Source organism: Acidobacterium capsulatum ATCC 51196, assembly GCF_000022565.1.
Taxonomy (GTDB): Bacteria; Acidobacteriota; Terriglobia; order Terriglobales; family Acidobacteriaceae; genus Acidobacterium; species Acidobacterium capsulatum.
Map to the genome: position 1 here is coordinate 1,936,049 of NC_012483.1, position 25,973 is coordinate 1,962,021.

Below are 25,973 nucleotides of genomic sequence, written 5' to 3' on the forward strand. Positions count from 1 at the left end.
ACGGCCCCGTTCGACTCGCCTTCGGCTCGCTCGGGGCAGGCTTCGGCGCACCCCGGTCTTTTTTTGTAGCGAGCTTTCGGGTGCGAACGCGGCTCTCTTAGGTGAAGTCTTCGGTGTCGTAGGCCGGCTTCTTGATGGCGGGCTTGGGGCTGCTGCCGCCCAGCTCGCCCAGCAGCTCGTCGATCTCTCCTGCGCTCACCGGAATCTCTTCGCCGATCTCGGCGTGCAGCACCTTCAGATCGTCGGATTCTTCGACCCTCTCCAGCAGCACGGTGGCATGCGCCTGCGCGACGTGATCGAGGCCGAGGCCCTCGGGCGTCTTAGCCTTGATGCTGATGTCGCCGAGCGGAATATCGAGCAGCGAGGCGACGCGCTCGCGCATCTCCCCGGCGATGGGCCCGATGCGCGGGGCGGCAAGCACCAGCGTGGTGTCCACATTGGCGATGCGGTAGCCCGCGTTCTGAATCTCTTCAAGCGCGATGTTCAAAAAAATGGCCGAGTCGGCGCCCTTCCAGCGCGGGTCGCCCGGCGGAAAAAAGCTGCCGATGTCTCCCGCCGCGACCGCGCCGAGCAGGGCGTCGGTGATGGCGTGCAGCAGCACATCGCCGTCGGAGTGACCGGCCAGCCCTTCGGGGTGCTCGATGGCCAGGCCACCGATGCGCAATGGCACGCCCGGCTTGAAGGCGTGCGAGTCCCATCCATATCCAATGCGTATCTTCATCTGAGCTTCCGTCTTTCAGATTACCTTGAAGAACGCTGGCGCAGGTAGAAGGCCGCCAGTTCGAGGTCGCCGGGCTGCGTAATCTTCATGTTTGAGGGCGAGCCGGGAACGACGGTGACCTGCGCTCCGGCGCGCTCGACCAGGCTGGCCTCGTCGGTGCCCGTGAAGCCGTCGGCCTCGGCCTCGGCAAAGGCGCGGCGCAGCAGCTCGCAGCGAAAGCCCTGCGGCGTCTGCGCCTGCACGATGTATTCGCGCGGAATGGTGGCGGTGATGATGGCTCCGGCGGCGGTGCGCTCCACCTGCTTGATGGTATCGACGGCGGGCAAGCCGACGATGGCCGCGCCGCTCTTCTCAACAGCCTCGATGGTGCGGGCGATCACGGCCGGCTCAATGAGCGGACGCACCGCGTCATGCACCAGCACAATGTCTGACGCGTCGCACTCGACCGTGGCCAGCGCGCGCGATACGCTTTGCTGGCGCGAATCGCCCCCGGCCACGACGCGAACCTTGTCCTGAAAGCCGTATTCGTTCACCTGCGCCTGCACGCGCTCGATTTCATTGGGGCGCACAGCGACAATCATGGCGCTCACGGCCGGCACGGCGGCAAAGGCGCGCAGGGTGTGAATGAGCACAGGAACGCCCTCCAGCTCAAGAAACTGCTTGGGCTGGTGAGGCGTATGAGAGCCAGCGGCCATGCGTGTGCCGAGGCCCGCTGCCGGAAGAATGACAAATACCCGCATAGGAATCGGAGTATATCAGGGGATGGGCTCGCGGCTCATCCGCCGGGGTGTTAACGCTTTGCAAAGGTCTGCTTGAGTTTCTCGCCCTGCACCTGCACCTCGGCGACCGTGTCTTCGAGCCGGCCCACAAAGTCCTCGGCGCGGCGCAGGTAGCCCGGCACGCGGTCCCACAACTCGGCGGCGGCCTCGGGATTGTCAATGGCCATCAGCACTCCGGCGGCCACGGCGGCCAGCAGCGCGCCCTTGCGGCGGCCCGTCATCAGCAGGCATGCGCCGGCGACCAGCGAACCGGCCGCGGCAGTGCGGGTGAGCGATACATCCTCAGTCATTCGAGCCACTCCGTTGGACGATTGGGCTGGCAATTGGGCCTCCAGTGTTGTCGGGTAATCCTTCACCATCATTGTTCTCTTCTGCCCCTGTCGCAAATTGTGCTCCGGAAGGTAGGGTGCGCCTCAGGCGGCACGCGTTGCTTCGGCGGAGTGCGAGGCATTAATCGAGGTCGAAATCGCGCAGCGGCTTGCCGGCGTCCGGAGACTCCTTGGCGCGCTTGAGCGCCTCGGCAAACTTCTTCTCGAGCACGTCGTTGCGGTTCTTTTCTGCATCGATCGACTGCTGAAAGAGGCTCTCCTTGCGCTGGTCCTGCTCGCGCATGGCGCGCGCCGCGGTCTCAAAGTCCTCAAAGGTACGCTTGCGCGGCGCAGGGGTGTGGCTGATGACCGTGCGGGTCTTGATGTCGATTTTCAGAGTCGCGCCGCAATCGGGGCAGGCGACTTCGAGATAAGTTTCATCCTTGGGTGCCATACAAGGCGGAATCTAGCACTCCGTGGGGCGAGATGCAACGGGGGGACAGTTGCCAGTCCCCAGTTCTCAGTCCTCAGTTGTCAGTCCTCAGTTGTCAGTCCACAGTTGGCAGTCCCCAGTCCTCAGTCCACAGGCCTTGGCACTCGCGGGCCTCTGTATCAGGGCGCGGCTTCCGGAGCCTGCCCTGAGCCAGTCGAAGGGTGCCGCACCCAACCTCAAAAGAAGGTCTTCAGCCCTTGCGCCCATCCCGACCCCAGCTCTAGCCCCTGACACCAACTCCCGCCCCTCTGACAACTGAAAACTGAGAACTGGGGACTGACAACTGAGGACTGTGGACTGAAGACTGGGGACTGGCAACTGGGGACTGTCCTACAAAAAGATCTCGCGATGGCCCGGGCACATCTCGCGCGCCTCGGCCAGCGCCGCGTCGATCACCGCCTCGCCATAGATGGCCAGGTAGCTGAGCCCGGCCACGGCGCGCTCCTGCGGATGGCCGCCGGGGGCCAGCGCGTGGGTCATCGCGTCCACGTGCTTTTTGAGGCTGGCCTCTTTCTGAATCTGGTAGTTCGCGGCCAGCCGGCGCAGACGGTTCATCTGGTAGCGCATCTTTGAGGCAGCGGTGTCGGCGGCGCGGCCCAGCCCGGCATCGAGGGTGCGCATCCATTCGGTCACGGTGGCCAGCTCGGCATCGAGCGACTGCCCGGCGGCGGCCAGCTTGCGCTTGCCCTCGATGGGCATGGTGCGCGCGCCCAGCCGCTGCAGCAGGTCCTCGGGCCGCGTCTGCAGCACATCGGCCAGCGAAACCTCGTCGTGGGCCATCACCTTGGCCACCGCAGGCTCGATAAGCGTGGCGCTCACGCGCGGCAGCACGGGAGTGACCGCGCCCAGCAGCGCTTCATAGAGCACCTGCGTCTGCGCGAAGTAGGCAATCTCCGCAGGGCCGCCGATGTAGGCTGCCGTGGGCAGAATGGCGTCCTGAAACACGGGCCGCAGCAGCGCGTTGGGGCTCAGGCGCTCGGGCTCGGCGTCGAGAATGGCCAGCAGATCGGGGGTGGAATAGCTTTGCCGCCCGGCATGCCACATGCCGCTGGCGTCGCGGCGCAGCGGCAGGCGCGCGCCCGATTCCTTGTCGACGAGAAAGAGCAGGCTGCCGTGCCCGGCCACCAGCACCTGCGCGTGATAGCCGCGCTCGGCCAGCAGCGCGTTGCGCGCATGCAACAGGGCCTCAAGCTCGGCGGCGCGCTCGATGGCCTGCCGCAGCACATGGGCTCCGGCGGCGTGCCACTCGCGCGTGGAGGCGTCGATGACGATGAGCCCCTGTTTCTCGAAGAGCTTCGCCATCCACTGCCCGAAGGCCTGCGCCAGCGTCGCCTCGGGGCGGTAGGCCGCGCGCAGCAGGTCGATCTCGGGCACGTCGCCCAGCAGCTCCGCTGCGTCGTTCAGCACGGCTTCAATGCCCGCGCCCAGCTTGAGGCCGCCGACAGGGCGTCCCGCGCCCTCGACGGCCAGCGCAAGCGTGCGCAGCTCATGCCGCGTGCTGAGCGTGGTGTGGTTGACCTCGTCGAGGTCGTGGTCTTCGCTCGCCAGCCAGAAGACCGGCACCGCTCCGGCCGCGCGCGCGCGTTCGATGGCCGTGGCCGCTTTGTAGAGCACAAACAGCGGGCCGCCGAGCAAAGTGACCTGCTGGCCGGTGACGACCACGGGCGCGCCCTGGGCGAGCTTCTCAATATTGCGAAAGGTCTCTTCGCCCGCGCCGAAGGCCCGGTTTTGCGCGGCGAGGCGGGCGGCGGTGGCGGCGCGATCCCCGGCAAAGGCGGGCCGGGCGGCCTGGGGCCAGTTCGCGTTGGTGGGGCTGACGGCGTAGAAGGGTGCGAGCGGCTCGGGGCTCGCGGTGTAATCGACAAACAGCCGGCTCAGGTGCGGCAGAATCGTGATCGGGCTACAGTGATTGGGCACCGGCGTTCACTCGTCTCCGTTGGGATTTCTTCTGTGGTGCTCGCAGCAGGGCCGCGATGCTTTCGCGCTCCCGCACCGGCAGCGCCTCCAGCGCCTGAAGCGCCAGCGCGCGATAGACCCCGGCGAGAACTGGATGCGCGGCCAGCGCCTGAAGATGCAGCTTGATGGTTCCGGCATCGCCGCGCGCAAACGGACCGCTGAAGCTCTGCGCGGCCCCACGCTGTTCGATGTTCTGGAGCGTGGCCCCGGCCAGCACTGCTGCCATTTTGGCGGCCGCGGCCGGTGCGAGTCCAGCCAGACGCGCCGTTTCGGCCGCCGCCGTGAAGGCGCTCACCAGCAGCGGAGAGGCCAGCGTGCCCGCCGCGTGATACAGATGCTTGCTTCCCGGAGCAATCGCAAACGGATCGCCGCCCAGCGTCCGCAGCATGGCAAAGAGCCGCCGACGGGCCGTGGCATCGGCGGTCTCGACGCCGTAGAGCAGGCCCTGGAGCGGAACGGCGGCGCGGGTGGGAAAGCTCATCACCGGATGCACGGAGGCGATGCGCGCACCGGCCTCAAGTGCTGGCCGCAGCAGCGCGGATTCACGCGCACCACTCGCATGCAGCACGATCTGGCCGCGCAAATCCGCCTTCCGGCCCACCAGCTCCGCGCACGCTGCTTCAATGGCGTCGTCGGGCACGCAGAGCCAGAGAAATTCGGCGTCGAGGGCGGCTTCGTTCCAGGTTCTGGTGGGGGTTCTGATGGGCAGGCCGCTGCGCGTCTGGCTTCCGCGCAGGCTGGCGGCGGCAGGCCGCGTGCGCACCACCACCTCGCGCAGCGTGAGGCCATTCTCAGGCCGCAGACGCAGGGCGGCATGGGCCAATGCGGTGCCCCAGTTGCCGAGGCCGATGACGGCCAGGGTCCCGCGCGCTGTTGCCGTCAAAGACGGCGCGGCTGCGTCCGGTTTCCGCACGATTTTGCGAGGCTTCGCAGGCATGGTTCTTCTTAACGGATGGTAACGTAGCCCACAGAGGAGAGACGATGCCCACCGCTCAGAAACCTGCCCGTAAACCCGCCTCCCAAGCCGCATCCCAAACCGCATCAAAGCCAGCCGCCGCCAAGGCCACCCGCACCGCTCAGAAGAAAGCCGCCGCGTCAAAGAAAGCCCCCAAAACGCCCGGCGGGAAGGCTGCGAAGACGCCGGCCGCCGACCCGATGCCGGTCGTCCGCAACCTGCGCATTCGCCCCGGCAAGCCGGGCAAGGTGCTCTCGTCGGAGCTGCGGTATGAAGGCCCGCTGTTTCGCATTTTTTCTGAAGAGGTCGAGGAGCCGACGGGCAAGCGCAACCGCCGCGACATAATCCGCCACAACGGCTCGGTGGTGATTCTGGCCGTGGACACCTCGAAGAGCAAGCGTGACCCGCTCATCGTGATCGAGCGGCAGTACCGGCACGCGGCGCAGCAGTATTTGTATGAGGTTCCGGCCGGCAAAATGGAGCCGGGCGAAGAGCGGCTGGCCGCGGCCAAGCGCGAGCTGCTGGAGGAGACCGGCTACGCCGCCCGCAAGTGGAAGAAGCTGGTGCGCTACTTTGCCAGCCCCGGCTTTCTGGGTGAGTGGATGCAGGTGTTTCTGGCCGAGGATCTGGTGCCGGGCACCGCGACCCCGGAAGACGACGAATCCTTTGAACTGCAGCGTGTGCCCCTTTCCGAGTTGCTGCGTCTCATAGAGCGGGGGCAAATCCAGGACGGCAAAACGCTCGTCTCTGTGCTTTGCTACGCACGCTCTCTGGGCAGGAAATAGCCGCCGGTGCGCCCCGGGAGCAGGTGTTGCGGCGAGGAAGAAAACCAAAGCTCTGCGGCTGGCGTCTGTACTAGTCACAGGCAGGTGGGACTCCTCTCCCAACCGAAATCTGTCTCAGGAAGGTCCAGGGCTTGTGGCTCAATACAAAGGCAAAGTGAAGTGGTTCAACAACGCGAAGGGTTATGGCTTTATTGGTCGCGATGATGGGCCGGACGTGTTTGTGCATTACAGCGCCATTCAGATCGATGGCTACAAGAGCCTGAAGGAAGGCGACGAGGTCGAGTTTGACATCGTGCAGGGGCAAAAGGGTCCACAGGCCGATCAGGTGACCCGCATGCGCGAGATTGCCTGACGGCACACGATAGAAATTGCAGCACAACATGACCCCGCACCGGCCCCTGGCCGGAGACTGCGGGGTTGTGTGTTTTGCGCCGGAGCCGTGCGAGCCGTGCTTTAATTTTCCCTATGGACAATCGTTCCATCGCGCATCTGCTGGACGAAACCGCCGACCTGCTGGAGATCGACAGCGGCGACAGCTTCCGCATCCGCTCTTACCGCCGCGCCGCGGAAGCCGTGGAGGCCACCACGGTAACGCTGGCCACCATCGCTGGCGACGCCAAAAAGCTGCAGGAGATTCCCGGCATTGGCAAGGGCATGGCCGCCAATATTGCGCAGATTGAGGAGACGGGCAGCTTTGACCTGCGGCGCGAGCTGCTGGAGAAGTACAACGCCTCTATTCTTGAACTGCTGAAGCTGCCGGGCATGGGTCCGAAGACCGTGGCGCTGCTCTTCAGCGCGCTGAAGGTGGACTCGATCGAGACGCTCGAAGCCGCCCTCAAGGCGGGCAAGCTCAACGGGCTGCCGCGCTTCGGCAAAAAACTGATCGACAACATCAAAAAAGGCATCGAGGAGTACCGCCAGCACCATGGGCGGTTTCTGGTCAGCGTCTCGCAGCGCGCCGCCGATGAAATTGCCGAGTACCTGCGGAAGCTTGAGGGCATTGAGACGGTGACCCCGGCCGGCTCCACGCGCCGGGGCCGCGAGACGGCCGGCGACCTTGACCTGCTGGTGACCGGGCCTGCCTGCGCGGAGGATGTCTGCGCGGAAGCTGTGGAGTACACGGCCAGCTATCCGGGCATCGACAGCATGATTGCGCGCGGCCAGAACAAGGTGAGCTTCAAGCTGCACAACGGCCTGCAGGTAGACGTGCGCCTGCTGCCCGAGGAGAGCTACGGCGCGGCGCTGCAGTACTTTACCGGCTCAAAGATGCACAACGTGACGCTGCGGCAGCGGGCGCTGCGGCGCGGCTACACACTGAGCGAATATGCGCTGGCCAATGTGGCCGATGGCTCGGTGGTGGCGGCGCGCACCGAAGAGGAGATTTACGCGGCGCTCGATCTGGACTGGATTCCGCCGGAGCTGCGCGAAAACAACGGCGAAATCGAGGCGGCGGAAAACCATACACTGCCAGACCTGATAGAGCTGAAGGACATTCACGGCGACGTGCACATGCACACCGACGCCACGGATGGCCGCAACACGATCCGCGAGATGGCCGAGGCGGCGCTCGAGCGCGGCTACCAGTACATTGCCATCACCGACCACTCGAAAAACCTGGCGATGACCAACGGGCTCGACGACCAGCGGGCGCTCGAACACATCCGGCGCATTCGCGAGGTGGACGAGGAGATGGAAGGGCGCATTCGCGTCTTTCCGGGCATCGAGGTGGACATATTGGGCGATGGCGCGCTCGACCTCGCCGACGAGACGCTGGCGCAGATGGACGTGGTGATTGCGAGCGTGCATACGCTCTTTCAGCAGCCGCGCGAGCAGATGACGGAGCGGGTGCTGCGGGCGCTCGAAAATCCTTATGTGCGCATTCTGGGCCACCCGACCGGGCGGCTGCTGCTACGCCGCGAGCCCTTTGAGATGGACTTGCGGGCCGTACTGGAAGCCTGCGCCCGGCTGGGCGTGGCAGTGGAGCACAACAGCTCCCCGGAGCGGCTGGATCTTTGCGACCGCGACCTGCGGCTGGCGCGCGAGCTGGGCTGCAAGATCGTCATCAACACGGACGCGCACCACACCAGCCACCTGGCGAATATTCGCTTTGGATTGCGGCAGTTGCGCCGGGCCTGGCTGACGCGCAAAGAGGTGCTGAACCATCACACGGCCGAGGCATTTTTGAAGGCAATGCGCCCGAGGCCCTGAGCGCGCATCCAAAGGAAGCGGATACACTGCTGCGATGAGCGAACCTACGCCCTCCTCCCTTTCGTTTGACCGTGAAACTACCCGCCGCGGACTGATTGCCGTCTGTGGTGCGCTGGTGGTCATGGCCGTGCTGGTCTGGGCCTTTTTCTATTACGGGCAGGCGGCGATTGGCCACACCGGGCAGGTGGATTCGCTCACGGTCTACCCGATTCAGCACGAGCTGGCCAACAAGGGCAATCCGCAGCATGGCATGAACGGCAGCACGGAGCAGTACAACGAGCTGATTGTGCTGGCCGGCGTCTCGGTCACCAACACCTCAAAGAAGCCGCTGACGCTGCTCGACATGCAGGCCAACGTGCTCTTGCCGGACAACAAGGCGATCAACAGCCTGGCGGCTTCGACACCCGATATTCCGCGCATCTTTGAGGCGTACCCGGGGCTGGATTCGCTGCGCGCGCAGCCGCTGCTGCGCGATACGGTGATTGCGCCGGGGCAGACAGTGGAAGGACAAATGATCTTCAACTATCCGCTGACGAAGCAGCAGTGGGATGCGCGGCAGGGGCTGGATGTAACGATTCAGTTTGTGCAGCAGACCTCGGACCTGCACATCAACCTGAAGGGCAATGCGACGGTGGGGCGGTCGTAGGGAAATGCTGTGGATTCCCGCAGCCTCTTGGCAGAGGCGGGCGGGCGGCGCATGCTTATGAATATGCACGTCATCGACCCGGCCTCGCACGCTTACCCTGAAATCTACAAGCTCATGATTGGCGCGATTGTGCCGCGCCCGATCGCCTTTGTGTCTTCGCGGGATGCCGCGGGCGTGCTGAATCTTGCGCCCTTCAGCTACTTCACCGGATGCAGCACCAACCCTCCGGTGGTGTGCTTCTGCTCGGCGGTGCGCACGGGGCCGCGCCCGCACAAGGACACGCTCGAAAACATTCGCGCCACGGGCGAGTTTGTGGTGAACATCGTGACCGAAGAGATAGCCGGGCCCATGAATGCAACCTCCGCCGAGGTGGCCCCCGAGGTAGACGAATTTGCCCTGGCCGGGCTGACGCCGCTCGCGAGTGAACGCATCGCGGTGCCGCGCGTGGCCGAGAGCCCGATCCAGATGGAGTGCCGGTTGCGGCAGATTATCGAGATCAGTCCCCTGCCCGGCGGAGGCAACCTGGTGCTGGGTGATGTGCTTCTGTTCCATATTCGGGAAGACCTGCTGGTGAACGGCAAGATCGATCCGGACCGGCTGCGCGCGGTGGGCCGCATGGGAGGCCCGACCTTTGTGCGGACGCGTGACCGGTTTGACATGCCGCGTCCAAAGTAGCGGGGAGCAGCCGCCCGAGGGTGGTTTAGCATGGAAATTGCGCAGCCTTTGCCGCAGGTGATAGCGTTGCGCCGGGAGAAGCAGAATTTTGGCATTGGATACCAGCCGCGTTCACGAGTTACCCGCCGACGAGATGGCCCTGTACCGCCGTCTGGACCCGGAGCGCATGCCGCACCACGTCGCCATCATCATGGACGGGAACGGACGCTGGGCCGGCAAGCGGAGCCTCAAGCGCTTTCTGGGCCACCAGAAGGGCGCGGACGCCGTGCAGTACATCGTGGAGACCTGCTCGCGCATCGGGCTGCCCTGGCTGACGCTGTATGCCTTTTCGCTTGAAAACAACCTCAAGCGCCCCAGGACCGAAGTGAACTTTCTCATGATGCTGCTGCGCACCTACCTGAACAACAACGTGCAGCGCATGAATGACAACAATGTGCGCATTCGCTACATTGGCCGCACCGAAGAGCTGCCGGGCGAGGTGCGCGAGCGCATGCAATGGGCCGAAGAGGCCACGGTGCGCAATACCGGCACCACGCTGACACTGGCGCTCAACTACGGCTCCCGCTCTGAGATTGTGGACGCGGTGCGCCGCATCGCCGCCGAGGTGAAGGCAGGCAAACTGCAACCCGGTGACATCAACGAGCAGGATATCGACCGGAACCTCTACACGGCCTACATGCCCGACCCCGACCTGCTGATTCGCACCTCGGGCGAGATGCGCATCTCCAATTACCTGCTGTGGCAGATTGCCTATACCGAGATTCTGGTCACCGACCGGCTGTGGCCCGACTACCGGGGCATTCACCTGCTCGAAGCCATCGAAGAATATCAGCGCCGGGAGCGCCGCTTTGGCGGGCTGAATACAGGCACCGAGTCAGACGACGTGTCCTCTCTGCCGGACCGTCAACTGGTGCTGTAGGCCGCGAATCTCTCCGGGGCCGAAACCCCTTTTCATTCACATCCTGAGAAAAGCACGGCGGAAGCCATGCGCGGATCGACTTCTCTGAGATCTACGTCTCTAAGATCTACGATCTACGCGGCGGGCGGCGGGCGGCGGGCGGCGCGCAATTCAGACGGTGACCGGCCTCGATGGGCCGGGGGACTTTTTGGCAAGGGAGTGCGCCGGCTCCGCATGGGAGCCGGTGGAGAGGGCTCAGGAGCCGGAATCTTCGTCTTCGCCGTGGTCCTCGCCGTTGTCACCGTGAGGATTCACGAGATCGCGCAGCTCCTTGCTGGGCTTGAAGTAGGGCACCTTCTTGGCCGGTACATCCACCTTGGCGCCGGTCTTGGGATTGCGGCCTACGCGCGGGTTGCGCTGGCGCACGCGGAAGCTGCCAAAGCCGCGAATCTCGATCTTGTCGCCCGACTTGAGGGCGGCAATCACGGAATCGAAGATGGTATCCACGATGACTTCGCCATCCCGGCGGGTCAGCTCGCCGCTCTTGGTCAACTCTTCCACCAAATCTGCTTTGGTCATGTTTGGCTTTGCTCCGGTAGTTTGTTCCACCTTGTAACCATAGTAGATGCAACAAATTTGTGCATCATCGACAAAAACTTTCAGGAAAAATGAACCAGCCCATCCCCGGGGAGGCAACGAAGGAGCGACAGAACCAGCCACCGGGCACAAATGCCACGGGTTGCGCCCTTGGAGAGGTCACTTTCATCGTATGCTGGTAAGCGTATCTCTGAAGTATATTCAGGGACCGTATTTTCAGGATGGTTTTTACGGCTTCTCCCGCACTGAGTATCGTGATTCCCGCTTACAACGAGAGCGCCCGCATCGGCCATGCGCTGGATGAGGTGCTGGCCTGCGTGGCCGCGCGCCAGTGGAATGCCGAGGTGCTGGTGGTGAATGACGGCTCCAGCGACCAGACGGCCGAGATTGTGCGGGGCTATGCGCGGCAGCACCCCGAGTTGCGGCTGATTGAGAATGACGGCAATCGCGGCAAGGGCTACAGCGTGCGGCACGGCATGCTCAAGGCGCGCGGCGAAATCGTGATGTTCACCGACGCGGATCTCTCCGCGCCGATCATCGAGGCCGAGAGCCTGATGGCCGCCATTCAGGGCGGGGCCGATGTGGCGATCGGCTCGCGCTGGCTCGACCGCAGCCGGCAGACCATGCACCAGCCGCTGTACCGGCGCTTCTTTGGCCGCTGCTTCAACGGCGTGACCCGGCTGATCATGCGGCTGCCCTTTGCCGACACCCAGTGCGGCTTCAAGGCCTTTCGCCGCAGCGTGGCGCACACCATCTTCCAGTTGCAGCGCATCGAGCGGTGGGGCTTTGACCCGGAGCTGCTCTTCATTGCGCTCAAGCGCGGCTACCGAGTGGTGGAGGTTCCGGTGACATGGGGCCACGACGAACGGACGCGCATCAGCTACCTGCGCGATGGCATGAAGATGCTGGAGGAGCTGGCGTGCATTCGCTGGTGGTCGCTGACCGGCGTGTATGACAAGCCGGTGCGCGAGCTGACACCCAGCGTGCCGGCAGTGAAGAGCTGAAAGCACCCGGCTTCCGGAAAGAACTTTGAGCACGGAAATGCGCTCCCTTTTTCTTCGGGGAGCGCATAGGTGTCTCTGCGGGCTGGGTCAGGAGGCGAGCGGACGCCGGTGCGGCGTCACATCGGGCAGGTCGAGCGACTCGACCGGGCGCGGCGTGACCTTGGGCAGCAGTTGTACCTCTTCGCCTTTGCGGGCCAGCACAAAGCGCTGGGCGCAGGGGCCGCAAAGCCAATAGTGCTCGAGGCGGTGGACGGGCTTGCCGCCATCGACGGGGTCCTGAACATCAAACACAAAAATTCGGCCTTCCCGCAAATAGTGCAGGGGTTTCGCGCACTGCGGGTTGGAGCATTGATCGACCATGATTTCCCTCACAACAAATGGTCCGCGCCGGGGAGTTACCCGGACGGAGCAGGGGTGGACAGCCGGGGGGATCGCGCTCAAGCCGGGCCCGGACTACTTAGCTAAGACGCCAAATTGCAGAATGCTGTCTGCACTAGCTATCGGGTTAGATGGCAACTCCCATGAGTCGTGACATGAAAAGCAGGAAAAATTTTCGTGAGAACTGAAATAGTTTCCTCCCCCGGAAGGGCCGGCCAGCCAGGCTTCTGAAAGGGAGGCAATGAAACTCGACGCGGGTGCTCTTTCTATGGGGCATGAGCGAGTAGAAGCTCGATTCTGCTTGAGCCGGACCGGCGGGGACCTTATGCTGGCGGGAACATGGAAATCTCCGCAATCGAAACGCAGAATGTGACGCGCCGCTTTGGCGAGTTTGTGGCCGTCGAAGACCTGAGCCTGAAGGTGGCTCCGGGGCAGTTTTTCGGCTTTCTGGGGCCGAACGGCGCGGGCAAATCGACCACGATCAAGATGCTCACAGGGCTGCTGTCGCCCACGTCCGGCTCGCTGCGCGTGCTGGGCCATGACATGGCGTCGGACGGGATTGCGGCCAAGCGCCAGATGGGCGTGGTGCCGGAGGGGCTGGCGCTGTTTGGGCGGCTGACGGCGGCCGAGTATCTGCGTTTTGTGGGGCGCATGTATGGGCTGGAGGCGGCGGTGATCCGCCAGCGCGTGCCCGAGTTGCTCGAGTTCATGCATCTGGCCAATGAGCCGAAGAAGCTCATCACCGATTTCTCGCACGGCATGCAGAAGAAGCTGGCGCTCGCGGCGGCGGTGATTCACGGGCCGAAGGTGCTCTTTCTGGACGAGCCCTTTGAGGGCGTGGACGCCGTGGCCGCCGTGACGCTCAAGAATATGCTGCAGGGCATGATTGCGCGCGGGGCGACCATCTTTTTGACCTCGCACGTGCTGGAGATTGTGGAGCGGCTGTGCAGCCATGTGGCCATCATTCGCCAGGGGCGGCTGGTGGCGAACGGTTCGCTCGAAGAGCTGCGGCAGGGCGTGGCCTCAAGCGAGACGGGACGGAAGCGGACACTCGAAGAGATTTTTCTGGACGTGGTGGGCGGCCAGCACGAGGATGAAGCGCAGGAGCTGTCATGGCTCGCGTAGGGGCTGGCGCGGGCGCGGCGGCGGAAGCCGGAGCTGGGATCTTCTCGCGGGCCTCGCGGCAGCAGTACGCCGCGATTGTGCGCATGCGCTTTGACATGCTGGGCCACTCGGTGCGCACCTCGCGCGGGGCCTTTGACCTGATTTCGCAACTGGTGTCGTGGGGCGTGTTTTCGGTGTGGGGGCTGGGCATCGCGACCGGCTTCGGCTTTGGCGCGTACCACGCGGTAGAGGGGCATCATGCCGGGCTGCTGGTGCTGCTGCTGTGGGCGGCGCTGATGATCTGGCAGCTCGTGCCGGTCATGGCCGTGTCGTTTCGAGAGACGGTCGATCTCTCCAGCCTGCTGCGGTTTCCTATCGGTTTCGGCGCGTATTCGCTGCTGTTTCTGATCTTCGGGCTGCTCGATGTGGCGACCATTCTGGGCACGGCCGCACTGGCCGGGCTGGCCGTGGGCGCGGGAGTGGCCGATGCCGGAATGCTGGCGTGGCTTTTGCCGGCGCTGGCGGTGTTCGGCATCTTTAACCTGCTGCTGACGCGCGCCGTGTTTGCGTGGGTGGATCGCTGGCTGGCCAAGCGGCGCTCGCGCGAGATTCTGGGCGTCTGTTTTTTTCTGATGATTCTGGGCTTTCAGTTGCTGAATCCCGCGTTGTATGGCGGCGAGGGCCACACGCATGCGCAGGCGGCCTGGCTGGTCGCGCACGCGCATACGCTGTTGGCCGTGAACCGCTGGCTGCCTCCGGGCCTGGTGGCGGCGGCCGGGCAGGGCGGCGCGGCGCTGGGGACTTCGCTGGCCGGACTGCTGCTTTATGCCGTAGCGGCAGGCAGCCTGCTCGGTCTGCGGCTGGGCAAACAGTACCGCGGCGAGAGCCTGAGCGAAGCTCCGGCACGCGCGGCCAGCAGCGGCAAGGCGCGTGAGGGGCGCGCGTGGTTTGATGTCTCCGGACTCGTCTCTGGCCCGGTGGGGGCAATTTTTGTGAAGGAGGCGCGGTACCTGATGCGCGCCTACCAGTTGATTTACTCGCTGGTGGCGCCGCTGATTCTTGTGGTGGTCTTCAGCGCGCGGCACAGCCGGCCGGGCGCGCCGACGCTTCCGGCGGAATACGTGATTCCCATGGGCGCGGCCTATGCGTTTCTGGGGCTGACGCGCATGCTCTACAACAGCCTGGGCACGGATGGGCCGGGGCTCGGGTTTTACTTCACCTCGCCGGTGCCGCTGCGCACCGTGATGCTCGGCAAGAATCTCTTTCACCTGACGCTGCTGCTCGTGGAACTGGTGGCCGTCTGGACGGTAGCGGCGCTGCGGGTAGGATGGCATGATCCGCAACTGCTGGTGTTGACCTTGTGCGCGCTGGTTTTCGCGATTCCGGCGGAGTTCACGGCGGGCAACATTCTCTCGATTCAGTCGCCGTATGCGGTGAACTTCTCAAAGCTGGGCCGGCCGCAGGGCGCGGGCGCGAATGCCCTGATGAGCCTGCTGGTGCAGGCGGTGGTGGCGGGCCTTGGGGCGGCGATTTTCAATGGCGCATATCACCTCGGCAACCTGTGGCTGGCCGCGCCGGCATTTCTGGTGCTGGGCGTGATCGCCGCCCTGGCCTACTGGCGGGTGCTGGGCAATGTGGAGACGATGGCCCGGAACAGGATTGAGCCGCTGCTGCAGGACCTGGCGAAGACAGTGAATTAGTCCGGTCGAGATGGGGAGTGATCCCTCAGGGGCTGAAGCGCTCTTTCCTTTTTGTGGCCCGGATGTACGGGCTGAAGCCCGCACCCTTCAGGATGGCGTGAAGGCGGGCATGGTGGGAGAAACTTCGGGCTGCGTTTGGCGGCCGAGGCGTCGCCGGAATTCTTCCTGCCCCGTGAACGAAGACCTGTTCCCGGGGGCCCCGGTTCGGCCGCTGGCCTCAGAATGACGCATCCTGAGGCAGGCTTGCTGTCTTGCTGACTTGCTGACTCGCTGACTTGCTGACCCGCTGACTCGCTTCCCTCAGTCCCCGGTAAAGCTACAGGCAAAAAAACGGCATGGACTTCGTGGAGAAGCCCATGCCGTTTGGCTTTGACCGCGCGCCCGGCTCAGTGCGAGACGGGTGTCGTTTTGACGCCGATGTTCCAGCCCTCGAAGGCCCAGACGTCGGCATCCTGCTGAATCTCCTTGTCGGTGGGCATGTAGTCGTGGGCCGTGCTGCCGGTGGTGCGCAGCAGGATCGGGTTGGCGCAGCCCTGGGCCTGCTGAATCTTCGCCGCGAATTTGAACTCGTGGCTGGGCACCACGCGGTCGTCATCCCATGAGGTGGTGATGAGGGTCGGCGGATAGCAGGTTCCCTTGTGAACGTTGTCGAGCGGCGAGTACTTGATGAGCCAGTCAAATGCCTTCTGGTTGGCCGAGCTGCCATACTCCGAAACCCAGAACGAGCCGCCGGAGAACTTCTGATACTGCAGCATGTCGAGCACGCCGTGGCCGATGTAGGCCGCGCCAAAGAGCTGCGGGCGCTCGGTGATCGACGCGCCGGTCAGCAGGCCGCCGTTGGAGTAGCCCTGAATGGCCAGATGCTTCGGCGAGGTGTAGCCCTGCTGGTAGAGATATTTGGCCGCCCAGGCGAAGTCATCAAACACGTTCTGCTTTTTGCCGAGCATGCCGGCGTGGTGCCACTTTTCTCCGTAGACGGCTCCGCCGCGCAGGTTGGGCACGGCATAGACGCCGCCGAGTTCGAGCCACACCGGCAGAATGGGGTCAAAGCGCGGCGTGATGGTGATGTCAAAGCCGCCGTAGGCATACATGATGGTGGGGTGGGTGCCGTCGAGCTTGATTCCCTTCCGGGCGACGATGAACATCGGCACCATCGTGCCGTCTTTGGACGGGTAGAAGACCTGTCTGGTCTGGTAGGGCGAGGCGTTGAAGCGAATGTGCGGCCGGAAGAGCACCGAGGTGGTGTTGGCCGCGGTGCTGTAGTGATAGATGGTCGTGGGATAGAGGAACGAGGTGAAGGAGTAGTAGACCTGAGGCGAGTCCTTGCGGGCCGAAATGCCATTCACTGAGCCCAGCGTGGGCAGCGGCAGGGTATGCAGGCGCTGGCCGCTGGTGGAGAAAAGTTCCAGGCGGCTCTTGGCCACGTCCTGCAGGTTGACGAGCAGCTTGCCGTCGGTGAGCGCGGCGCTGGCAATGACCGCCTTCGACTCGGGCACGAGGGTCTTCCACGCGGCGCGGTCAGGATGGGCAAAGCTGGTGGCGACGATGCGGCCCTGCGGCGCTTCATAAGTGGTCTGCAGGTAGAGCGTGTTGCCGATGTGGCCAATGGGCGTGTAGGACGCATCGTTCTGCGTGTAGAGCGGCTCGATCTTCGCCGTTACGTCAGGATGCGCGGGATTGCCCAGGTTCGCGTAGAAAAGCTCGTTGTTGCTGATGGAGTTGTTCGTCAGAAAGATGTAGAGATAGTGGCCGTCTTCGCTGACGTCGCCGCCGATGGAGGCCTGCGGCAGGTCAGGGCGCGCGTAGATCAGCTTGTCGGCGGACTGCGGCGTGCCGAGCGCATGGTAGTAGAGCTTCTGGTTGACGATGGCGTGGCTGATGGCCTTTTCGCCGCCGGGCGGCTCCGGGTAGCGCGAGTAGAAGAAGCCTTTGCCGTCATGCGTCCAGGAGATGCCGGAGAACTTGACCCAGCGCACTACGTCGGCGGTGGGCTTGCCGGTGGCCACGTTGAGCACATGAATCGACTCCCAGTCAGAGCCGCCGTTGGAGAGCGCATAGGCAAGGTATTTGCCGTCGGGCGAGGGCCGCGTACCGGCCAGCGCAATGGAGCCATCAGGCGAAAGCGTATTGGGGTCAAGCAGCACGCGCGGCTGCGCGGTGGGCGAGCTTTGCACGAAAACGACGCTCTGGTTTTGCAGGCCCGAGTTGCGGCGGAAGAAGAGCATGCCGTTCTGCAACTGCGTGGGCGTGCCTTCCTTGGCGTAGTTCCAGAGCTCGGTGAGGCGATGGTCCATCCAGCCGCGAATGGGAATGCTGGACAGGTAGCTGCTGGTCACCTTGTTCTCGGCGGCCACCCACTGGTGCAGTTCGGGGCTGGTCAGATTGTCCATCCACTCATAGGGCACGGGCACCTTGGTGCCAAAGTAGTTGGCGACGGTTTTGTCGCGGTGCGCCACGGGGTAGTGCAGAGCCTGCGCGCCGAGGGGCGCGAGCGATGCGGCAGAAACGGCAGCCAGCACGCAGAGGCTGCGGAGACGATGCCTGATCGAAAGCATTCCTGAGACCATCCTTTGAGTTTTGAAGAACATTCAGGGTATGCGAGGGCGCATGGGGATGCAAGCGGGCAGCCTGCGCAAATGCGGACGGAAAGAGGACTGCGGAATGGGCAGGGCCACCTGCATGGGCGGCCCTGAAAGACTACCGTGGAAGCGGAGGATGGGCGCGATGCGCGATCCAGAATTGGCGCGCGCGCTGCTGCAGGGCGTCCGGATCGAGGCGGCCGGTCCAGAGAGCGATGCCGATCGCAAGCAGCAGCCCGCTGAGCATCCATTGACGGAACTGCTCGGCGTTCCGGGCGTGATCCTCTTCGAGATAAAGCGCTAGCTGGGCCGGATTGCCGGAGGCGGCCAGCTCAAGGTTGAGCCGCTGCGCATTGCAGTACCGGTACTCAAAACGATGCCACGCGGCAGTGGCAAAAAGAATGACAGCCAGTCCAATGGCAACTCCCGCAACCCACTTCCTCATGCGGCGATTCCCTCTTGGCATGCGAGTCTAGCACCTCATCCCGGTGAGATAGCCAGCAAAAAATGCTGGTGATGTGCTTGGATGCAAAAGATTTGAAGGAGGGTCGCCCCGGCGCGATGGGGACTACGGCTGCGCCGAAGCCACCTGCACGCCATGGAAGGCCTGATCGACAATGCCGAGATTGCGCGCGAAGCCGAGCTTGGCCTCGTTGTACTGCAATTCGCTGCGGATGTAGCGGGTTTGCGCCTGCGCGACGGTAGCCTGAGCTTCAATGACGGGCAGGTTGGTATCGACCCCGGCGACATAGCGCTCGGTGGTGTCAGCAAGCGTCTCATTGGCCAGATGCAGATTGCTGGCGGCCACCTGCATCAGTTGCGATGAGGTTTCCACATCGAGCATGCTGTCACGCAACTGCTCATCGATCTTCTGCTTGAGGTCCTGCATCTGCGTGCGCAGTTCATCGAGCTGCGCCTCGGCTACATCGTGATCGCCGCGAAACTTGGCTTCCTGAAAGATCGGAATCGACAGCGTGCCCACAGCGGCAAAGGTGCCATGATAAAGGCCGCCGGAGATGCCGGTGACGCCCCAGTTGCCACTGAAGGAGAGGCTGGGCAACCGCTGGTGCGAAGCCGCTTTGCGCTCGTAGAAGGCCGCGTGAATTTCGGCCCGGAGCGTCTGGTAGTCCTGCCGGTTTTGGTACGCCTCAAGCCGCGCGCGGTCGATGGGCATGAGCGGCAGGTTGGCATAGGGCGCGGCCTCGGCAAGCGCAATCTTCTGCTCCGGGGCGAGGCCGATGGCGCGATTGAGCGCGATCTTGCTCTTGGCGAAGCTGTCCTCGGCCTGCAACAGAGCCTGTTGCTGTTGCTGGTAGGCCACGCGGGCGCGCAACACGTCGAGTCCGGCAACGGTGCCGGCTTCGTGCTCGTCCTCGGAGTGGCGAAGCGTGACGGCCTCGCTGCGCAGCAGGGCGCGGGCCATGTGCACCTGGGTGCCAGAGGCGAGCGCCTCAAGATAGAGATCGCCCACATTGAGCACGACCAGCCCATAGGCGGAGTTGGCGCTGTAATCCGTGGCATTGACGGCGGCATTGGCGGCGCGCCAGGCATCCCACCCGGCCCAGTTGAAGAGCTGCTGCGAGAGATTCAGTTGGGCGGTGGTGACATCCACCTTGGTAATGAAGGGGAACGGAGCATTGCTGCCCGGATCCAGCCGGGCAAACTGCGCGGCCTCGGCCTCATGAAAGCCCTGCGCCGCCAGGTTGTACTGATGCACGCCGGTCTCGGCATGCAGAGAAATGTTGGGCGTGAGGTAGTTGATGGTCTGCAGCTTCTCGGCCCGGATGTTCTTCTGCTTGACGTGCGCCAGTTGCAGGCCCAGATTGTGCGCGATGCCCATGCGAATGGCCTCGTCGAGCGTCAGGCTCATCACGCCGGGCTGCAGCGCCAGCGGGCGCACGCTGCCCAGATAGGCATTCTCCAGTGAACTCGTGGGGGAGGGATTGTTCGGCAGGCTGCTCGACGCGCTCTGCGCACCGGCCATGCAGGCCAGGCTGACGAGCAGCGCGGCAACTCCTATTTTTCGGGCAGTCTTCATCAGAACTGGGCGGCCTCGGGCAAGCGTTCTTTTCAGGTTTCCTCTCATTAGATAGGGTAACGAAGCTCAGGTTGCCAAAATTCACCGGCAAAGCGGATTTGCTCTACAACAGGGGGACAGCCCGGCATTTGACGCTGGTAAAAACTGGCGAACAATGCGGGTTGGCGGAGCCGGTTCGCCAAGCAACAGCACCCCTGCGGTACACATCGTACATGGCAGAACACGATTTGCCCGTTTTTCTCCTGCGCGGCGTTCGTTCCAGGGCCCCTTCATAGCATGCAGGAAACGGGCCAGGAATGAATGTATGAAGCCTGCCAGCCACAATTCGGAAACCGTATGCATCACGAGCCGCCGCAAGGGTTCCAGCGATTCGTCCCTGGCCGCCGGGCTGGGAGCCGATGCCGAGGCGCGCGCGGCTGAAACCTTGCGCTCCAGCCACAAGCTGATTGAGCTGGGACGCCTGTCGGCATCGATCGCGCACGAAATCAACAATCCGTTGTCCTCCATTACCAATCTGCTTTTCCTGCTGCGGCAGGAGCCGGGACTCTCTCCGCTTGCGACCGGATACCTGGACCTGATTGAGAGCGAGATGGACCGCGTGATCTCCATCAGCAAGCAGACGCTGAGTTTCTCCCGCGAATCCAGCACACCCGATCACGTTTCTCTGGTGGAACTGGTGGAAGAGGTGCTCTTTCTCTACCGGCACCGCGTGGAACAGAAGCATCTGGAGGTGCGGCGGGAGTATCTGCCGGTGGAAGCGGTCTGGGGCAATCCTGGGGAGCTGCGGCAGGTGCTGTCCAACCTCATCGTCAATGCCATCGACGCGAGCCGGCAGGGCGGCCGGCTGCAGATCAGGATCCGCAAGGCCGCCAACGGCCGCGGCGACTCTGGCATACGCGTGACCGTGGCCGATACCGGAACGGGGATTCCGCCCGAGGTGCTGCGCCGCCTGGGCGAGCCGTTTTTCACCACCAAGGGCCAGCAGGGCACCGGCCTGGGGCTGTGGGTGACACGCGCCATAGTGGAACGCCACGGGGGCGAGCTGCGCTTGCGCTCCCGCTGGGGAGGACGGCGTCACGGCACGGTATTTTCTCTGTTTCTGCCGCTGGCCGCGCCGGTGGGCGGAGCTTCGAGCGGCCCCATGCTGGTATCGTCGGCATCGAAGTCGCGCTCGCTCACAGAGATTTCGCGCGCTCAGCCTCTATCTCGTCGCGAAGAGCAGCGGGCGGCGGGCGACTGATTTCTTCTTAAAAGCATTGGCAATTGAAGCCACGGAAGACCCGGCTCCTCAACGTGAGCCGGGCCTTTTGTGGCGTGCCGTGCGTGTAACCGCGTACACTGTTGACCCGCGAGTAAAACGATTTCGCCTGCATACGGCAGCGTGATCGCAGCCGCTCGCGCACCCGACTTTCACGGTTCACGACGGAGGCCGCTCAACGCCATGATTCGCTTGCCCCACCGCTCTTCCCTTCTCTCTGCATTCCGTGCTGTTGTGCCCCCGGCGCTCGGCCTTGCGCTTGCGCTCACCACCGCGCCCGGACTGCGGGCCCAGTCACCGGCAGGCCAGACACCAGCAGCCGCGCAGCCCACAGCGAAGGAAGTCATTCCCTACGGCAACAGCACCATCGTGCTGACGCCGTATGCGCCCAACATCATGCGCGTTTCGCTCAGCCTGCTCAAGGCTCAGGCGCTCGCCGCCCCCGGCTACGGCATCACCGGCCAGCCCGACGCGAGCGGCTGGAGCTACCAGCGCACGGAGAATGGCTACGTCTACCGCTCCAAAGACCTGGTGGTGACGGTGGTTTCGCCCGAGCATCCGGTGCCCTATCACCCCTACCCGCACGAGTGGGACCCCGGCAAGTTCTTTGGCGGCTCGACGCCCGGCGCGAACATCACCTTCACAAGGCCCGACGGCAAGATGCTGCTGCACATGGAAGGCTGGCAGATGTCTGTGCCGAACCACAAGGACGGCAACTTTGACATCACCTATGACCGGCGGCCGGGCGACGATCCGTTTTACGAAGTGGGCGCCACCTTTGTTTCGCCGCACGGCGCGCACTACTACGGTCTGGGCCAGAATCAGGAGGGCTACCTCGATCACCTCGACCACCAGGTGAACTGCTGGAACGACTACAACGCCGTGGCCTCGCCCACCTTCTGCGTGCCGTATATGGTCACCAACCAGCACTATGCGCTGCTGTGGGACAACCCCTCGAAGACCACCGTGGCGCCGGGCTTCAACAACCAGCTCCGGTTCACCTCGCAGGTGGGCACGCGGGTTTCGTTCTTTGTGGTGGCCGGCAAAAGCTACAACCAGTTCTACAAGGGCTATCGCACACTGACCGGCTCGACGCCGATGCTGCCCAAGGCGGCTTACGGCTTTCTGCAATCGAAAAACCGCTACTGGAGCCAGCAGCAGGTGCTCGACGCGGCCGAGGGCTATCGCAAGCGCAATCTGCCCGCCGACATCATGGTGATCGACTGGTTCTACTACACCAAGATGGGCCAGATGGACATGAATCCCAAGTACTGGCCTGACCCGGCGGCGATGAACAAGAAGCTGAAGTCCATGGGCTTTCAGACCATGATCAGCATCTGGCCGCGCTTTGTTCCTCAGGACCGCTACTACGACTTCCTGCTGCACAAGGGCTGGTTTGAGCACCTCGCCGATGGCACGCCCACCAACGGCTTGCCCTATGACAAGGCCGGCTCGGACATTGACGTGACCAATCCGGCGGCGGCGAAGTGGTTCTGGAACGTCGTGTACGAGAACTTCTACAAGAAGGGCTTTGACGCCTTCTGGGCCGATGAAACCGAGCCTGATCTGCCGCCGAACGGCAGCTACTTCCATATTGGCCCTGGCACGCAGTACTTCAACGTCTACCCCTACTTTGAGACGCGCGCCTTCTATGACGGCTTCCGCAAGGACACAGACCGCCGCGCGCTGATTCTGGCCCGCGACGCCTATCTGGGCACGCAGCACAATGGCGCGACCATCTGGTCCTCTGACGTCTTTCCTACCTGGGACACGCTGCGGCGGCAGATTCCCACCGGCCTCGATGTGACGGCCTCCGGCATTCCCTACTGGGGCAATGACATCGGCGGCTGGCAGTCGCTGCCGGCGATGCTGCCCCCGAAGCGGCCCGAGCTGCTCAGCCCGGCCGGCTCGCTCAACAACCTGCGCGGCGATACGGATTACCCGGAGCTTTACGTCCGCTGGTTTGAGTACGGCGTCTTTGAGCCGACCTTCCGCACGCACGGCAGCCGGCAGCACAACACCGTGTGGTCCTATGGCGACCAGGCCACGCCGATTCTGGAGAAGTACCTGCGCCTGCGCTACAAACTGATGCCCTACATCTACTCGCTGGGCTGGCAGACGCACCAGACCGGCGCGCCCTTCATGCGCGCGCTGTTCATGGACTTCCCCAACGACGCCAAGGCCGCCAAGCAGCGCTATGAATACATGTTCGGACCCGATCTGCTGGTGGCCCCGGTCTACCAGCAGGGCATGACCACCCGCAAGGTGTATCTGCCGGCCGGCGTGGACTGGTACAACTACTGGACCCACGAGCGCTATCACGGCGGGCAGACCATCACGGTGGATGCGCCGATTCAGACGATTCCGCTGTTTGTGAAGGCTGGCTCGATTCTGCCCATCGGCGAGCCAATCCTGAGCACGGCCACGCCGCAGAAGCTCGCCAGGGTGGAGGTCTTTGCGGGAGCCGATGCGCACTTCACGCTCTACAACGACAACGGTGTCAACTACGACTATGAGAAGGGCGATTACCACCTCACCCAGCTCCAGTGGAATGAGGCCGCGCACAAGTTCAGCTACACGGGCACCAAGGAATGGACGATGCCCGAGTCGCAACTGGTGACGGTGATCGGAAACTGACGACGGCATTTCTCGAAAACGCCCACGCCGGAGGAACTGGCGCGGGCTGAAACTGGAAGCGCAGGAGGGCGGCCCGGATGCAGCGGGCCGCTTTTCCGTTTGGGTTCAGGCCGGGACCGCTCTGTACACGGGCAGCCCTTTTAAGGTGAGGCGGCACGCGGCACCTATTATGGCACCAAGTGCTATACTTTTTCCGTTGCGGCCCTCTTCTCCCAAGACGCTGCCGGTTTACAAGACGAAGCCCTTTACACGCTTCGCGAAAAAGGCCCGCATCGCCGATGCGGATCTTTGGAGGGCCGCTCAGCAGGTCAATCAAGGCCTAATGGATGCAGACCTCGGCGGAGGAGTGATCAAACAACGGATTGCCCGCGCCGGGGAGGGAAAGTCGGGCGGGTCGCGGACGATCATTCTCTTCAGGAAAAACAACCGCGCCGTTTATGTCTACGGCTTCGAGAAAAAGGACCTTGCCAACATCAAGCCGGACGAACTGGAGGCATTCCGGGAACTGGCGGAAGTGATTCTAGGCTACACAAGTGCCGAAATCGCCAAGCGGGTAAAAGATGGAGCGCTCTTCGAGGTCGAAGAGCCGGAGGAATAGAGCTATGCCCAGGAAATACCGCAGCCGTGTCATGGCTGCCATTCACGAGACAGCGGCGGATTTGCATCGCGTGGGTGGCATGGACAAAAAGACCATGCGCAAGTTTGACGCGCTTTGTCTGACGCCGATTCAGAAGATGACACCGCAGAAAATCCGTGCCCTGCGTGCCCGTGAAAAGGCGAGTCAAACGGTTTTCGCGGCCTATCTGAATGTGACCCCGAGCCTGGTGAGCAAATGGGAACGCGGAGAAAAGCACCCGCAGGGCGCATCGCTCAAGCTGCTCTCTCTCGTCGACAAAAAGGGTCTGGAGTCTGTGGCCTGAGAATAAGCGGAGCATGAAACCGGCAGCTTCCCATGCAACGATCCGCTTCCCAACCGCCCCCATAAGCATTTCAAGTTCGCGCAAAACAACAAGGGCCAGCATGGCATGCATGCTGGCCCTTCTGCTTGCAGCAAATCTAGTTGAGGAAGAGCGTGTGGTAGAGGGTGTCGCGCTGCACGGGCTTGAAGCCGGCGTCGCGAATCACGCGGCGCAGCTCTTCCTCGGTGGTGCAGTTCGAGGTGCCGGCCGCCTTGACGACATTCTCCTCCAGCATGACCGAGCCGACGTCATTGCCGCCGAAGCGCAGGCCCATCTGCAGCACCTTGAGGCCCTGCGTGACCCAGCTGGACTGCACATTCTCAATGTTGTCGAGGTAGAGCCGCGAGATGGCCAGCGTCTTGAGGTATTCGACGGCCGTGGCCTCGTTCCAGCCGCGTCCGCCGAGAGCGGTGTGCTGAGGCTGGAAGCTCCACGGGATAAACGCGGTGAAGCCGCCGGTCTCTTCCTGCAGGCGGCGAACGTGCTCGAAGTGGTTGACGCGGTGCTCAAAGCTCTCGCCCACGCCAAACATCATGGTGGCGGTGGTGCGCAGTCCGAGCTGGTGCGCCGTGCGGTGAACGAGCAGCCAGTCCTCGGTGCCGCACTTGAGCCGTGCGATGCGGTGGCGCACCTCGTCGTCGAGAATCTCGGCGCCGCCGCCGGGGATGGAATCAAGCCCGGCATCGCGCAGCCGCAGGATGGTGTCATGCACGCTGAGGTCGCTGTATTCGGCAATGGCCAGAATCTCAGAGGCCGAGAAGCAGTGCAGCCATATCTGCGGGAAGCGTTGCTTGATGCCCTTGAGCAGGCGCTCAAACCACTCGATCTTGAGATCAGGATGCAGGCCGCCCTGCATCAGCACACCGGTGCCGCCCATCTCGACCGTCTCGGCAATCTTGGCGTAGATGGTCTCAAAGTCGAGAATGTAGCCTTCGCTCGCCATCTTGCCTTTGAGCGGGCGATAGAAGGCGCAGAAGGTGCAGTACTCGGTGCAGAAGTTGGTGTAGTTGATATTGCGGTCGATGATGTAGGTGACCACGCCCTCGGGGTGCAGCCGGCGGCGTACGGCGTCGGCTTCCATGCCGAGGCCGATCAGATCATCGGAGGCGAAGTAATCGAGGGCTTGCTGGCGGGTGATTCCCATGACTCTATTGTATGAAACCCCGGGCTCGCGTGGAAATGTGCGCTCCCGCCGGTTTTGAGACGGCAAAGAGAGCGGTTACCAATTGGATGCGGGGCAAAGATCGCCACAACTTCGCGACGCAAGGCCGGGTCCATGCATCCGACAAAAGGGA

The 25,973-nt window shown here is 63.5% G+C and carries 25 protein-coding genes; 13 read left to right on the forward strand and 12 right to left on the reverse strand.

What is annotated here, in order from left to right:
• Positions 1–97: 97 nt before the first annotated feature.
• From ispF to ACP_RS17320, 6 genes are all read right to left on the reverse strand, one after another.
• A complete protein-coding gene (gene ispF / locus ACP_RS07760) occupies positions 98–721 on the reverse strand; it encodes a 2-C-methyl-D-erythritol 2,4-cyclodiphosphate synthase (protein WP_015896742.1) in 624 nt (207 codons plus the stop codon).
• A gap of 20 nt (positions 722–741) precedes the next feature.
• Positions 742–1,461 (reverse strand): 2-C-methyl-D-erythritol 4-phosphate cytidylyltransferase, encoded by a 720-nt coding sequence (ispD, locus tag ACP_RS07765; protein ID WP_015896743.1) that lies wholly within the window; start codon positions 1,459–1,461, stop codon positions 742–744.
• Positions 1,462–1,511: 50 nt separating this feature from the next.
• Positions 1,512–1,790: a hypothetical protein gene (locus ACP_RS07770; protein ID WP_041839406.1), complete on the reverse strand. Its 279-nt coding sequence runs from the start codon at positions 1,788–1,790 to the stop codon at positions 1,512–1,514.
• 160 nt (positions 1,791–1,950) lie between these two features.
• Positions 1,951–2,262, reverse strand: a complete 312-nt coding sequence (locus ACP_RS07775) for a hypothetical protein (protein WP_015896745.1) — start codon at positions 2,260–2,262, stop codon at positions 1,951–1,953.
• Between the two features lie 369 nt (positions 2,263–2,631).
• A complete protein-coding gene (gene bshC, locus ACP_RS07780) occupies positions 2,632–4,218 on the reverse strand; it encodes a bacillithiol biosynthesis cysteine-adding enzyme BshC (protein ID WP_015896746.1) in 1,587 nt (528 codons plus the stop codon).
• Entirely contained in the window at positions 4,202–5,194 is a 993-nt protein-coding gene (locus ACP_RS17320; protein ID WP_015896747.1) for a DUF2520 domain-containing protein, read from the reverse strand. Before ACP_RS17320 ends, bshC begins: the two co-directional genes overlap by 17 nt.
• 44 nt (positions 5,195–5,238) lie before the next feature.
• Between ACP_RS17320 and ACP_RS07790 the strand changes: the two genes are divergently transcribed.
• From ACP_RS07790 to ACP_RS07815, 6 genes are all read left to right on the forward strand, one after another.
• Positions 5,239–5,997, forward strand: a complete 759-nt coding sequence (locus tag ACP_RS07790) for an NUDIX hydrolase (protein ID WP_148215086.1) — start codon at positions 5,239–5,241, stop codon at positions 5,995–5,997.
• A gap of 133 nt (positions 5,998–6,130) precedes the next feature.
• A complete protein-coding gene (locus ACP_RS07795) occupies positions 6,131–6,349 on the forward strand; it encodes a cold shock domain-containing protein (RefSeq protein ID WP_015896749.1) in 219 nt (72 codons plus the stop codon).
• Positions 6,350–6,462: 113 nt separating this feature from the next.
• Complete coding sequence (gene polX, locus ACP_RS07800) at positions 6,463–8,205, forward strand: DNA polymerase/3'-5' exonuclease PolX (RefSeq protein ID WP_015896750.1); 1,743 nt, start codon at positions 6,463–6,465, stop codon at positions 8,203–8,205.
• Between the two features lie 34 nt (positions 8,206–8,239).
• Positions 8,240–8,851 (forward strand): hypothetical protein, encoded by a 612-nt coding sequence (locus ACP_RS07805; RefSeq protein ID WP_015896751.1) that lies wholly within the window; start codon positions 8,240–8,242, stop codon positions 8,849–8,851.
• Between the two features lie 51 nt (positions 8,852–8,902).
• Entirely contained in the window at positions 8,903–9,526 is a 624-nt protein-coding gene (locus ACP_RS07810; protein ID WP_015896752.1) for a flavin reductase family protein, read from the forward strand.
• Positions 9,527–9,659: 133 nt separating this feature from the next.
• On the forward strand, positions 9,660–10,445 hold the full coding sequence (locus ACP_RS07815) for an isoprenyl transferase (RefSeq protein WP_015896753.1): 786 nt from the start codon (positions 9,660–9,662) through the stop codon (positions 10,443–10,445).
• 234 nt (positions 10,446–10,679) lie between these two features.
• Here the strand turns inward: ACP_RS07815 and ACP_RS07820 are convergent, their stop codons facing one another.
• Positions 10,680–11,003, reverse strand: coding sequence for an integration host factor subunit beta (locus ACP_RS07820; RefSeq protein ID WP_015896754.1), 324 nt, complete (start codon positions 11,001–11,003; stop codon positions 10,680–10,682).
• 239 nt (positions 11,004–11,242) lie between these two features.
• Between ACP_RS07820 and ACP_RS07825 the strand changes: the two genes are divergently transcribed.
• Positions 11,243–12,025, forward strand: coding sequence for a dolichyl-phosphate beta-glucosyltransferase (locus tag ACP_RS07825; RefSeq protein WP_015896755.1), 783 nt, complete (start codon positions 11,243–11,245; stop codon positions 12,023–12,025).
• A gap of 87 nt (positions 12,026–12,112) precedes the next feature.
• Here ACP_RS07825 and ACP_RS07830 read toward each other — a convergent pair whose 3' ends face one another.
• Complete coding sequence (locus ACP_RS07830; protein WP_041839408.1) at positions 12,113–12,385, reverse strand: hypothetical protein; 273 nt, start codon at positions 12,383–12,385, stop codon at positions 12,113–12,115.
• A 357-nt stretch (positions 12,386–12,742) separates the two neighbouring features.
• Between ACP_RS07830 and ACP_RS07835 the strand changes: the two genes are divergently transcribed.
• Entirely contained in the window at positions 12,743–13,528 is a 786-nt protein-coding gene (locus ACP_RS07835) for an ABC transporter ATP-binding protein (RefSeq protein WP_015896757.1), read from the forward strand.
• Positions 13,516–15,207 carry a hypothetical protein gene (locus ACP_RS07840; RefSeq protein WP_041839409.1) on the forward strand — a complete coding sequence of 564 codons (1,692 nt, stop codon included), beginning with the start codon at positions 13,516–13,518 and terminating at the stop codon, positions 15,205–15,207. The genes ACP_RS07835 and ACP_RS07840 overlap by 13 nt, the downstream gene beginning before the upstream one ends.
• A 386-nt stretch (positions 15,208–15,593) precedes the next feature.
• Here the strand turns inward: ACP_RS07840 and ACP_RS07845 are convergent, their stop codons facing one another.
• The 3 genes from ACP_RS07845 to ACP_RS07855 all read right to left on the reverse strand — a co-directional run bounded on the left by ACP_RS07845 (position 15,594) and on the right by ACP_RS07855 (position 19,824).
• Entirely contained in the window at positions 15,594–17,762 is a 2,169-nt protein-coding gene (locus tag ACP_RS07845; protein ID WP_015896759.1) for a prolyl oligopeptidase family serine peptidase, read from the reverse strand.
• Between the two features lie 142 nt (positions 17,763–17,904).
• Positions 17,905–18,231 carry a hypothetical protein gene (locus ACP_RS07850; protein ID WP_041839410.1) on the reverse strand — a complete coding sequence of 109 codons (327 nt, stop codon included), beginning with the start codon at positions 18,229–18,231 and terminating at the stop codon, positions 17,905–17,907.
• A 123-nt stretch (positions 18,232–18,354) separates the two neighbouring features.
• A complete protein-coding gene (locus ACP_RS07855; protein WP_052294740.1) occupies positions 18,355–19,824 on the reverse strand; it encodes a TolC family protein in 1,470 nt (489 codons plus the stop codon).
• Positions 19,825–20,128: 304 nt separating this feature from the next.
• On the opposite strand from ACP_RS07855, the gene ACP_RS07860 reads away from it, so the two are divergent.
• From ACP_RS07860 to ACP_RS07875, 4 genes are all read left to right on the forward strand, one after another.
• Entirely contained in the window at positions 20,129–21,064 is a 936-nt protein-coding gene (locus tag ACP_RS07860; RefSeq protein ID WP_052294741.1) for a sensor histidine kinase, read from the forward strand.
• 201 nt (positions 21,065–21,265) lie between these two features.
• A complete protein-coding gene (locus tag ACP_RS07865) occupies positions 21,266–23,719 on the forward strand; it encodes a glycoside hydrolase family 31 protein (protein WP_015896764.1) in 2,454 nt (817 codons plus the stop codon).
• Between the two features lie 169 nt (positions 23,720–23,888).
• On the forward strand, positions 23,889–24,317 hold the full coding sequence (locus ACP_RS07870; RefSeq protein ID WP_015896765.1) for a type II toxin-antitoxin system RelE/ParE family toxin: 429 nt from the start codon (positions 23,889–23,891) through the stop codon (positions 24,315–24,317).
• Between the two features lie 4 nt (positions 24,318–24,321).
• A complete protein-coding gene (locus ACP_RS07875; RefSeq protein WP_015896766.1) occupies positions 24,322–24,639 on the forward strand; it encodes a helix-turn-helix domain-containing protein in 318 nt (105 codons plus the stop codon).
• A gap of 136 nt (positions 24,640–24,775) precedes the next feature.
• On the opposite strand, the gene mqnC is transcribed toward ACP_RS07875, so the two are convergent.
• Positions 24,776–25,822 (reverse strand): cyclic dehypoxanthinyl futalosine synthase, encoded by a 1,047-nt coding sequence (gene mqnC, locus ACP_RS07880; RefSeq protein ID WP_015896767.1) that lies wholly within the window; start codon positions 25,820–25,822, stop codon positions 24,776–24,778.
• Positions 25,823–25,973: the final 151 nt, after the last annotated feature.